At 39.9% G+C, this 12,184-nt stretch carries 8 protein-coding genes; 5 read left to right on the top strand and 3 right to left on the bottom strand.

The window, feature by feature from the left end; genetic code table 11:
* The first annotated feature begins 103 nt into the window (after positions 1-103).
* The 4 genes from D5F11_RS04890 to speB all read left to right on the top strand — a co-directional run bounded on the left by D5F11_RS04890 (position 104) and on the right by speB (position 4,193).
* A complete protein-coding gene (locus D5F11_RS04890; RefSeq protein ID WP_120116101.1) occupies positions 104-1,279 on the top strand; it encodes an iron-containing alcohol dehydrogenase in 1,176 nt (391 codons plus the stop codon).
* 50 nt (positions 1,280-1,329) lie between these two features.
* Positions 1,330-1,593 carry a hypothetical protein gene (locus D5F11_RS04885; RefSeq protein ID WP_120116102.1) on the top strand — a complete coding sequence of 88 codons (264 nt, stop codon included), beginning with the start codon at positions 1,330-1,332 and terminating at the stop codon, positions 1,591-1,593.
* Positions 1,587-3,059, top strand: coding sequence for an aldehyde dehydrogenase family protein (locus D5F11_RS04880; protein WP_120116103.1), 1,473 nt, complete (start codon positions 1,587-1,589; stop codon positions 3,057-3,059). The genes D5F11_RS04885 and D5F11_RS04880 overlap by 7 nt, the downstream gene beginning before the upstream one ends.
* Before the next feature lie 141 nt (positions 3,060-3,200).
* Positions 3,201-4,193, top strand: coding sequence for an agmatinase (gene speB, locus D5F11_RS04875; protein WP_120116104.1), 993 nt, complete (start codon positions 3,201-3,203; stop codon positions 4,191-4,193).
* Between the two features lie 283 nt (positions 4,194-4,476).
* On the opposite strand, the gene D5F11_RS04870 is transcribed toward speB, so the two are convergent.
* The 3 genes from D5F11_RS04870 to D5F11_RS04860 form a co-directional block, all read right to left on the bottom strand.
* Complete coding sequence (locus D5F11_RS04870; RefSeq protein WP_120116105.1) at positions 4,477-5,442, bottom strand: APC family permease; 966 nt, start codon at positions 5,440-5,442, stop codon at positions 4,477-4,479.
* Between the two features lie 35 nt (positions 5,443-5,477).
* A complete protein-coding gene (locus D5F11_RS04865) occupies positions 5,478-7,088 on the bottom strand; it encodes an amidohydrolase (RefSeq protein ID WP_120116106.1) in 1,611 nt (536 codons plus the stop codon).
* 1,036 nt (positions 7,089-8,124) lie between these two features.
* Positions 8,125-10,005 carry an AraC family transcriptional regulator gene (locus D5F11_RS04860; RefSeq protein WP_120116107.1) on the bottom strand — a complete coding sequence of 627 codons (1,881 nt, stop codon included), beginning with the start codon at positions 10,003-10,005 and terminating at the stop codon, positions 8,125-8,127.
* Between the two features lie 224 nt (positions 10,006-10,229).
* On the opposite strand from D5F11_RS04860, the gene D5F11_RS04855 reads away from it, so the two are divergent.
* Positions 10,230-12,095, top strand: a complete 1,866-nt coding sequence (locus D5F11_RS04855) for an amidohydrolase (RefSeq protein WP_120116108.1) — start codon at positions 10,230-10,232, stop codon at positions 12,093-12,095.
* The last annotated feature ends 89 nt before the right edge of the window (positions 12,096-12,184 follow it).

The following is a 12,184-nucleotide window of genomic DNA, read 5'->3' as shown; positions in this document are numbered from 1 at the left end:
ATCCAACCGATAAGGTTAGAATCAATTTGAAAAAGTTCAAGAGATGGAATATTCCCAATAAAAAACCTCGTATTGAAAATACAACATAAAGGAGAAGAGAGTCATGGTTTGGAACTTTCAATTCAATCTGCCTACATCCATAGAATTTGGAAACGGAACTGTTAAACATGTCGGAAAAAGAGCGAAAGAACTTGGAGGAACAATGGCCCTTATTCTTACAGATAAGGGATTGGCGAAAACCGGTGTTCTAGAAAAAGTAACTTGTGCATTCGACCAGGAAGGAATTCATTATCTTGTATATGACGAGGTCACCCCCAACCCCAAAGACGTTGATTGTCAAAAAGCCTATCAGCAATATAAAGACAAGAACATCGATCTATTGGTTGGTCTCGGTGGAGGAAGTTCAATGGATACGGCAAAAGCAATCGGTACATTGTTAACACATGGCGGGGAACTCAGAGAGCGTTACGGGGTAAATCTGCTTGAGCAGGAGATAACTCCGCTGATCTGTATTCCGACCACGTCGGGTACCGGCAGTGAGGTTACAACAGGTTCTGTCATTACAGATACAGACACGAAACAAAAAGAGGCTATTTTGGATATAAGAATAGCTCCAAAGCTTGCCATTTTAGATCCGGAATTAACCCTGTCTTTGCCTCGTTCCTTGACAGCTGCAACAGGAATGGATGCACTAACTCATGCAATTGAAGCATATACAAGCAATATTTCACAGCCGATTTCAGATGGTCTAAGTCTATACTCAATTGAGTTAATTGCAAAATATCTTCCACAGGCTGTAGAAAATGGAAATAACCTGGAAGCAAGAAGAAATATGCTCGTAGCCAGCCTGATTGCAGGTATGGCATTTGACAATGCAGATCTTGGAGCGGTTCATGCAATGGCCGAGCCCTTGGGAGGCCTTTACGATACGCCCCACGGCGTGGCAAATGCCATTTTCCTTCCTTATGTTTTTGAAAATAATATTCCTTCCGATCCCGAAAAACATGCGGAAATAGCTTTAAAACTAGGCGCAAGGCCTGGACAATCACCTGAGGGAACTGCACTTGAAGGAGTGCGTTTATTAAAAGAGCTTGCAAATCACATCGGGATACCAAGCTTTAGCAGCTTAAGCGATGTCAATCCGGACGACTTCCCCTTTCTCGCTGAAGGAGCATTCAAGCATTTATGCACAAACACAAATTCACGAAAACTGACGTACGATGACTATTTGAAATTATTCCAGTCAGCATACGAGGAAGAAACTATGACTTCAATATAAGAATTTTTAACTTCATTCAGCAGAAGTCTCTCACTTCTGTAAGTGGTGAGATGAATGCATATTGGTATTCCATTCAGTGGGGGTTCAAACGCCGGCTGAATAAAGTCAAAGCCTCCGGCGGATGCCACAGATTTTCAGAGGAAATTTATCGAGCGGAGCTCGATAAAATCTGGGCGCAAATACGCCAAGGCGCATTTGATAAGAGATTTCGAGATTTAAGCGTTAATCACAAGTTCACGGGATTTCTCATCCTGGCGTGCATGTTAAAAAAGAAAGCCAAAAAAATAATGAACCGGAGGTATTGCCAATGTTAAAATTACAAATGTTTATTAACGGTGAGTGGCTGGATTCCTTCAGCAAGGAGACGGACGATGTAATCAATCCGGCAAACGGCAAGATCATTGCTGAAGTGGCTAAAGGGAATGAAGAAGACGCTAGAACGGCTATTGATTCGGCGCGTAAGGCATTTGATTCGGGAATTTGGTCTGATCTGCCGGCTGCTGAACGAGCGTCCTATTTGTTTAAAATTGCGGATAAAATTGAAGAAAATGCATCGAGGCTAAGCAAACTTGAATCTGCTAATACCGGGAAACCTTTCAGAGAATCAGAGTATGACATTGCTGATGCCGTAGATTGTTTTCGTTATCATGCTGGATTAATTACAAAACCGGATGGCCAAACATACCCCGTGTCTGATCCGGTTCAAGCGATGGTTGTACGGGAACCTGTCGGTGTTTGTGGTCTCATCGCTCCATGGAATTTTCCTTTGTTAACTGGTGCATGGAAATTAGCTCCTGCTCTTGCAGCAGGCAATACAGTAGTATATAAACCATCCGGTGTTACACCGATAACAACTGTCAAGTTATTCGAGATAATAGAAGAAGTTGGAATACCATCGGGAGTCGCCAACCTTGTCATGGGCGATGGAGCAACAGTTGGAAATGAAATTGCTGAAAACGATAAAGTAGATATGATTTCATTTACAGGAAGTACAACTACTGGAAGAAGTATTATGAAAAAAGCGTCCGGAAACATCAAAAATATATCATTGGAACTCGGTGGCAAATCTCCTAATATTGTTTTTGCGGATGCAGATTTTGAAACTGCAGTTGATTATGCTTTATTTGGAATTTTTATGAACGCAGGGCAGGTGTGCAATGCTGGGTCGCGTTTACTACTTGAAGAAAGCATTCATGAAAAATTCCTTGATAGATTGGTAAAAAAAGCGAAAGAAATACGCGTGGGTCCTGGCGATCAAACTTCCACAGAAATGGGGGCTCTCGTCAGCAAATCACATATGGAAAAAGTGCTCAAATATATCCAAACCGGAATCGAAGAAGGAGCAACATTGGCTTGCGGTGGTAGACGAATCACAGAAAATGGGCTTGAGAAAGGGTATTTTATTGAGCCTACCATATTTATTGATACAAAGCCTAACATGAAAATTGTACAAGAGGAGATATTCGGTCCTGTTCTGGTCGTTCAAAAATTTAAAGATGAAGCGGAGGCCATCCTACTGGCGAACGATACCTCTTACGGCCTTGCGGCAGGCGTCTTTTCCCAAGACGGAGCAAAGGCTTTAAGAGTCATTAAAAAAATACGTGCGGGGATTACATGGGTCAATGCCTATAACCTCGCTTATAACGAAGCTCCTTGGGGGGGCTATAAACAAAGCGGAATTGGCCGCGGGCTGGGAACCTTTGGTTTGGAAGAATTCACTGAAGCAAAACAAATCAATATCAATTTAGAAGTTGAGCCAACCAACTGGTTTGGGAATTAGGAAGCATTTTATAGTGTCCCCCTGGGACACTAGTTTTTTAAGGAATTTTCTCTAGGATTAAATCAATCTATTATTCTACTGTTTGGAGCAGTTTTTACGGCGGTTTTTTACGCTATTAATTTAACAAGTGGAGGAAACTATATGGACAACAAAAATGAAAAGCAATTTTTAAACTTACCGTTTACAGGAATCTGTACTTTTGGAAAATATCCTATGTGTAAGGACTTGGAGAAACTGAATGCAGATGTTGCAGTCATTGGTGTTCCGAACGATATGGGGACACAATGGAAGTCTGGTGCCCGAATGGGGCCAAGGGGAATTCGTGAAGGGTCAACCCTTTATAGTTTTGGTTTGGAGGGTGCGTACGATATTGAAAACGACATCATGTATCTAGGCCCCGATTGGAAAATTGTTGATTGTGGAGATGTTGACATGGTCCATGGCGATATCATGCAATGTCATGAAAATACAGAAGCAGCAATTAGAAAGATTGTATCAAAAGGAGCATTACCCGTTGTTTTGGGAGGAGACCATTCTATTACAGCTCCTGTTGGCAAAGGATTGGAGGAATTGGGACCATTTCATGTCATTCAAATTGATGCCCACTTGGATTGGGCGGACCATCGGTCCGGAATGAGATACGGGCACGGAAACTGTATTCGCCGTTTATCTGAATTGGATCATGTACAGCAAATCTTCCAATTTGGCATTCGTGGTATCAGCAGCAGCAAAAAAGAAGATGTTGACGCCGCAAGAGATTATGGAAGTGTCATTTTATCCCCACGGCAGATGAGAGAAATGGGATTAGAGCAAGTACTTGAACATATTCCTGCAGGGGAAAAATATTATGTTACGATTGACATAGACGGAATAGATCCATCAATTGCTCCAGGAACAGGAACCCCATCACCCGGAGGGCTTCTATATGATGAAATAAACGAATTACTTGAGGGAATAGCTAAAAGAGGAAATGTCATCGGTTTTGATATTGTAGAGGTAGCACCACCTTATGATCCGACGGGAATGACAGGTCAGGTTGCAGCTCGTATTTCTCTCGATTTACTTAGCTATGTCCTGAAAGAAAGAGAAAGAAAAGAAGAGAGATCTTTTGAGAAAGAACAGGTGCCTCTATAGTGATGTAAATAATGAAAGACGGCCACAGATGAGTAGAATCCTTAGGCCGTTTTTTTGACTTTTTTCAGGGTTATATAATAAAAGATAACCATTAACATGATAGATTTTAAGAAAGTCGTGTTATGTATTCTTACAGCTTAAAAAAAATGAATGTCAAAAAAATGTTCGGCCGGTGTTTAACCTCTATCCTTATTGTTTCCATAGTGTTAAATACTCACTTTATTTTTACAATACAACTTAGGATGTACAAAAGTGATGTTACAGGTACATTAAACACGGAAATCTAGTATTTTCCGGTAGATTCCATGCAGACATCTTTACAGTCATTTTCACAAAGCCGTTGTGACAGCTCTTTCAACCTTTGGTATAAGTAGAAAAGCGGCGGTGTTTGTAAGTAGTGACCCCTTAATGCTTTAAACGCATTCCCACCAATAAGCGCTGCTATCTCTAACCCGGCAGAATCAGGATCATTAAATGACATGTAGTCCGGGTAAATAAGCTGCCCAAGGTAAGAAATGACTATAAACAATACCCCACCGATAATAGTGACAAGAAAAATCGCCCTCGGTATGATTTTCTTCGCATTTACTGTTTCTTCTGAAATTGTCGTCACAGCATCAAATCCTAAAAATGAGAGACATAAAATGGCAGCGCCGGAGAACACTAACGAAACCGATCCATCAGGATTGAAAAATGGCAGTGTTGAAAAAAGCGTCCCTGCCCCTTCACCAGTAAGAAGACCTTTTATTGACAAAATGATAAACGCGGTAATAAAAATGAACTGAAATGCAATTAACGCAAAATTTACACCCGCAACGAGTTTAATCCCTCTAACATTAATCAACGTAACGATGATGATTACCAAAAGGCTCCACGCCCAGGCGGGAAGAGATGGGAATTCAGCGTTCAAATAAATGTCACTCACTAAATAGTTAAGCATTGGCAGAAATAAATAATCAAGCAACAATATCCATCCCGCACAAAATCCAATGTGCGGGTTCAGTGATTTTTGGGCATACGTGTATGCGCTACCGGCATAAGGATATGCTTTAACCATACGCCCGTAACTGTAAGCCGTAAACAACATCGTAAGTAACGTAACAATATAAGCGGCAGGAAGCATTCCCTTCGTCAATTGGGACACGATACCATACGTTGTAAAGACTGTCAGGGGAACCATATAAGCTAGACCGAATAATACAACGGGAAATAACGTAAGTACTCGTTTAAATTCAGCTTCAGTTCTCATTACATCCATCCCTTCTATCTTTATTGTCTAGATTCTCAATCTTCATAAATAACTTGTCCATTCAGTATTGTCAATTTAACCTTCGCTTCGAGCATTTCTTCCAGCTCTGTTGCAAACAAATTCCGATCCATTACTACGACATCAGCGTACTTGCCCACTTCAATCGTCCCTAGCACGTCTTCCATAAAATTACCGTAGGCAGTGCCTAGTGTGTAATATCTTAACGCCTCAGCGAGAGTAATTTTCTCAGCTGGATTCCATCCCCCTTTTGGCTCCCCATCATTGTGAAGTCGTGTCACTGCACGGTAAATCTCTAGCATTGGATTTAATTCGACGACCGGAAAATCACTACCTAAAGCCATCGGAGCACCTGATTGGACCAACGATTTTATCGGCCAAGTGAATGGTTGGCGTTCTAGTCCTAATCGATTCAGGTACGCGTTATCGGTGAACGACTCGGTGAGGGCCATATGCGCTGGTTGCATCAAGGCGATAACACCCAATTGACCGAACCTCTTGATATCATCAGGATGAATTACTTCGATATGTTCTATAGTGTGACGGGAATCTCGTCTTCCATTTTTCCTCTTTGCCGTTTCATAAACGTCCAGTCCAAGCCGAACTGCCCCATCCCCACATGCATGCAAACGGACACGAAATCCGTCCCGGTCTGCTTCAAGCACCCATTTTTCTATCATTTCAGGAGGTAGAAACGGCTCCCCTTTTGTGGATAGATTGTCTGCATACGGTTCGACCATCAATGCTGTATATGTCGTCGGTACACCGTCAAGAAACTGCTTAAGTCCTGAAAAACGGAGGAGGCTTGATGTGTATGTATTACGTAACGTACGTGCTCGGTCGAGGTCACCGTCTAACGCCGTTAAAAAATTTATCCGGGTCGTTAATGTTCCGTTTTGTTCGAACTCTCGATACAAACCCAAGTCACCTAATTCGTACCCAGTTGCAGCAAACATGTCGCTAACACCGGTAACTCCCAACTTAGCAGCCTGTGCTAAAAATTTTTTGAAAATGCTCACTCTGCGTTGGCGGGGGAGTTGGAACGCCGGTAACGCATTGCGAATAGCCCCTTCATAAAGCAACCCAGTCAAATTGCCATGTTCATCCCGTGAAATTTCCCCAGACGGAGGATTCGGTGTGTGTTCATCAATGCCTAACACGTCTAACGCTTTACTGTTCAGCCAAGCACTGTGTCCTTCGGCATTTAACACCAGTACAGGACGATTTGGAATGAGTTCATCTAACGAGTGGAACGTTGGTAACTTCGCCTCGTTCCAATCCGGATGGTACCAATTAAAGCCTAATACCCATGGATCATCGGGGCGGCTATCCGCGAACTGTTTGACCATCACGGCAGCTTCTCGTTCCGAGCGCGCCTCGTGTACAGACACACTATCGTGAGACAAGCTCCCTAAAAACAAATGGATGTGGAAATCGTGAAAGCCTGGCGTAATGAGTTCATTGTCGAAACGAAAGACTTTTGTTCCGTTTCCGATATATTTGTCCATGTTTTGTCCTGTATCAACGGCAACAATTGACTTATCTTTAATCGCTATAAAACCTTTCATCGTTTGGTTATCTCTTCCTGTAAAAATATTATTCCCTTGGATGATGACATCTGCATTCATAACTAGTAACCTCCTTAGTTTTGTGTTTTTCTAATTGTCTAGTTTATAGGTACAATATCAAACTAATGTGATGCCCATATTTTATATGCGACCAATTCATTTCCTCCTATTGTTAATCGAGCTTTTTAAATCTACCTTTCATCGATATTCCAGCATAACTCACTGAATCAAAATACGAACATCTCCCTTATTTTCTAAGTCTAAGGCAATGTTTAACCGCTTACATTTTAGTCGGAAAAATATTTTTATATTAAAACAGCTTCTTTCTCGCAGGTCAGGCCAATTCTGAGAATCCAATGCTTGGTATTCATTAAAGAAGTAAAGTGCTTTCCTTTATGGATAATTTTGTTCTAAATAATCGAGTATACTCGACGTCAATATCAATTTGTTAATAATATTCTGAATTTATAGAGCCCACCCGATGTTTTTGGGATTTCTGGAAAAATAATGTTAGATAAATTGATTTTACAAGGCATATAACAAAAAATTTCAAATAGGAAACAACATAAGAAGGGGAGATCGAAATTTACATTAGATAAAAACTGACAATATAGATATAACTGTTCCTTCAAAATACAAAAATCATATGCGAATCTGATGACCCAAGAAACTTCAAATATTGCAGCGATAATTACTTTAATACAATTGTATTCATTCAAACACTACATCCAATTCTATTCTTTTCCGTAAAAAAAGCCTGGGAGATAACTGTTGTACAGTATCTCCCAGGCTTTTATCCATCCGTGACACAGCAGGACTGTGAGTTTTATCTGAAACCAAACTACATATTGTTACGGAACCTAGAAAATGTCTATCTTATATAATTATTTTTAAATATACACAAATTTAGCCTCTATTCAAGGACAACAGTATGAATTTCGCTACTATTTAAGCGATTAATGGGATCGCAAAATGATTTCTATTATTCTTAACCATAGCATGTGAATACTTACTATGGATAAAATGTTGGAAGGTTTCTGAAGCTATGGGTGGCGTATTCCGGAAAATTGTTACGGTGAGCCTGTTACTCTTCAGTCTATACTTGTCTCATATAAATAAGTACGCTTTCACCCGGAGAGAGCACAATATACAAATCATGAAAAAACGATTCTCCGATTGTAGAAAAGCTGGCTTTGGGAAAGGCTGCTCTTTCTATTGCCGTTACAACTTCTTGTGCCAATTGTTTAGGGGAGCCCAACATTTTATATATATCCGATGCACCGTAATCCTCATCTTTAAAATAGTATTCTATAATACTGTAATTCCTATCAATGTTGTTAATCTTCAAAATAAATTCTCTAGTATCGATCATTTCGGTATTGTAAATGAAAATACAAAAGCCCTCATTGTTATGGATTGCTATATGATTTTCACCGTTGTAAATGATTGTGCCTTCCATTAAAGGCAAAAAAGATAATCTATTGTATTCTCTTTTTTGCAATAAATTTCCGTTGCTATTGATAAGAAGCATATCCTCTTCAAGCATTATGTAGGTGGTTGTTGCCGTTTCAATTTTATGAATATCCCTATTTAAGCAAAAAAATTTTGCGGTTTTTTGGAGAATTTCGCTTTTTTTTGTTTGGCCCCTTTTGCCTAGCTCACATTTTACTCCTTTTTCAAGGCAATATGCTTGAAGTTCGCTCGCATTCTGCTCTGAGACAATCAATACTAGATCATTTTCTTTCATTATTTGAAAAAGGGGGGTCATCCAATTCCACGAACCAAAAAAATCATACATCTCTATCAATTGATAATACTGAATAGCAATGGCGGACAGAGTCAAATCATTACAGATTTTATAAATCATATCAGTAAAATATGGCTCAAACATCTCTTTTATATTTTTTATGCGAAGACAAACATTCATCGAAATATCGGTATGATTTCCAATGCGTTTTTCTTCGAGGTCTATCGGTAAAATAACAGGGGTGTTTATTTTTGTCTCCGGCTGTTTCACTTTTCCCTCAGAAAGTAAAATGAGCGTTTTCATGATATCTTTGCTGCTTATAACTTCCAATTCAGGAGGAGAGTTACTTATAATGTTGGATATTTTTTTCTTTCTGTATGCGGATGGAGTATCTCCGAAATAACGCTTGAAGTTCCTCGAATAATACAGCGGCGATGAACAGCCGCTAAGATGCGCCACTTCCTCTATTGAACGGTTTGTTGATAGCAAGAGTTTTTCAGATTCCTCAATACGTACAAGAGTAAGGATTTCTTGGAAGCTGGAGCCTACCGCATGTTTTAAAGTATGGGAGAGGTAATATTTGCTTATAAATTCCCTTTCAGCTATTTCTTCTAATGTGATCTTTCGATTGAAATTCTCATATATGTAATCAGCTATTCTTTGTATGCGTTGTATGTGAAAAATATTTTTGCCTTTGAATTTATTGTTGTTATTTAACGTATTTCCATATCTGCTTGCAAACTGACAATTGTTGATAAGATGGAGGATGAGTTTTATTGCCAGACTGTTAAGTTTCTTGTTGAATACATTTTCTGCCTGCTTTTCAATGTAGATTTCTAAAATGAATTTTTTTATTGCTGTAATGGTATTGTCGCTTGAAGATTGGGATGCAAAGATAATACGGTCAATTTCCGGTGAATAATCTTTGTATGCCTCTAGATCGATATGAACAAAAAGCAGTAAGTTTTCATCATCAAAAATTGAAATTTCATGCATGTCCATGCTGTTTACTATATAAATATCCCCTGTTGACAGCTTTATTCTATCAACGCTTGACCGAAGCATTACGGAGCCCTTCAACACATAAATTATTTCCAACTCTTGATGGAGATGGATCGGATAATTTTCAACTTTTGCCGCAAAGACCTGTACTGGAGATGAGTCTTCATTTATTCTGTGTTCAATCAGCGGACTAAAATCAAATTTTCCAGCATTATTAATAGTCTTCATAAGGCACCTCTCAGGTCATATAAAAACGTTTTTTGTATATTTCGAATAATTATAACATGCTGCATGGGGATGAACAATAAACCCTGGAAGTTGTTATTTATCCAAGTTGAGTTGCAAAAGGAAATAGCAACTTCTGTTATAAATCCTAACAATCAATAGTCTGAATAGAGGGAATAGACTGTTATATAATAATTATCTAAAGGGATAAAAAGGGGGCTTATTTATTGGGTACAAATTTAAAAAGAATTTGTATTACTTCTTTCATATTCATACTGATTTTCTCTTTATCCGCATGTGTCGGCAACGAAGTCAGTAAGGACCAAGACAATAACAAAGACAAAAACGTCGCTAATGACGATAGAAATGAAGCTGACATTGTCATTACAAACGCATCAGTTTTTACCGCAGATGAAAAAGGCACTTCGGCTCAGGCGGTTGCCATCAAAGACAGTTTAATCACTTATGTTGGGGATAATGCTGGTGCCGAGAAGCTGGTAGGTCCCGATACCAGCAAAATAGATGCCAAAGGCGGTACCGTAATGCCTGGTATTGTAGACAGTCATATGCACCCGGTGTATGGGGCAGTTGCATATTTGTATGAAATAAATTTACATGAGGCCTTCGAAAAAGAAGCATATCTTGAAGTGATCAAAGAGTTCGTCGAAGAGAATCCCGACATGGAGGTATACGCTGGTTCAGGATTTATGCGTTCATCTTTTGATAGGGTAGGCCCCAGAAAGGAAGATCTTGATAAAATAAGTGGTGACAAGCCGATCATTCTTACTTCCGCTGACGGCCATTCCATGTGGGTAAATTCCAAAGCGTTAGAGAAAGCCAAAGTCAATAAGGACACGAAAAACCCGACTGGTGGCGTTATTCAGCGTGATCCGAAAACTGGAGAACCTTCAGGACTTCTTCAAGAATCTGCAATGCAGTTGGTCAAAGACCAGGAGCCCGATTATACAAAGGAGCAATATAAAGAGGCCATACTTTGGGTTCAAGAATGGTTCAATGAAGAGGGCTTAACAACAGTTTTTGATGCAATTGTGAGTATTGACAATGATAATTATTATAATGCCTATCAGGAGCTGGCCGAGGAAGGAAAACTTACTATGCGTGTGAGAGGTGCCTGGGGCATGTCTCCGGAAATGGCAAAAGATATAGCAGGCTACGAGAAATATATCGATAAAGCAATAGAACAGTCCAAAGAGTTTACCACAGATTACTTCCAGATAAATTCCTTTAAATTTTTTGCCGATCAAGTGTTGGAAGAAGAGACAGGATACTTGCTGGAACCATACAACAACAGTGACGATGGTTGGAGAGGCATCAAAGTGTGGGAAGACGATACAATGGAGGCCATTTTTACAAAAATTGACAAGGCTGGTTTCCAGCTTCATATACATCAAATAGGTGATGCTGCTGCAAAATACAGCTTGGATGCTTTGGAAAAAGTGCGTGAAACTAACGGAGATAGTGACTCCAGACACTCATTTGCACATGTCCAGATGCTTAGTGATGAAGATGCAAAGAGGATGGGAGATCTCAAAATGAATGCAGTTATTGCCCCTTACTGGTTCGCCATGGACGATTACTACTGGGAGCTTTATGTTCCATATCTTGGCAAAGAACGAGCAGACAACACATATCCTGTGAAGAGTCTTCTGGACAAAGGGGTAAATTTGGCTATACACAGTGATTTCTCTGTCTCTGAACCTGATATAGGCTGGCTTTTATATGGGGCGGTGAAACGCACAATCCCTCAGAGAATACATGATATGTGGTATGAGGGTATGGATTTGACGAGAACAGCTGATCCGGATGAAGAAGTGAAAGCGCCAAACATAGGACCGCTTAAACCGGCCGAGGAGCGGTTGAACATCCAGGAAATCATGAAAGCCTCCACTTATGGTGGTGCCTATGCCAACTTTATGGAAGAAGAAACAGGATCAATCGAGGAGGGAAAAAAGGCAGACTTGATTATGTATGACATTGATATAGAGAAAACCGACGTAGAAGATGTGTCAAATTCGTCTCCTCAGCTTACATTGTTTGATGGGAAAATTGTTTTTGAAAATAATAAGGAATGACTTTTATGAAGCCGGCTGTCAGTAAGAGGCCGGTTTTGTTTATATTGAGGAAGCTATAAAACACGTCGAAGGCACAGCAGTTTGTACAT

Source organism: Siminovitchia terrae (assembly GCF_003605405.2).
In the GTDB taxonomy this organism is placed as follows: domain Bacteria; phylum Bacillota; class Bacilli; order Bacillales; family Bacillaceae_C; genus Siminovitchia; species Siminovitchia terrae.
Note: the sequence above shows the minus strand (reverse complement) of the source record. Positions and strands in the feature narration are given on the sequence as shown.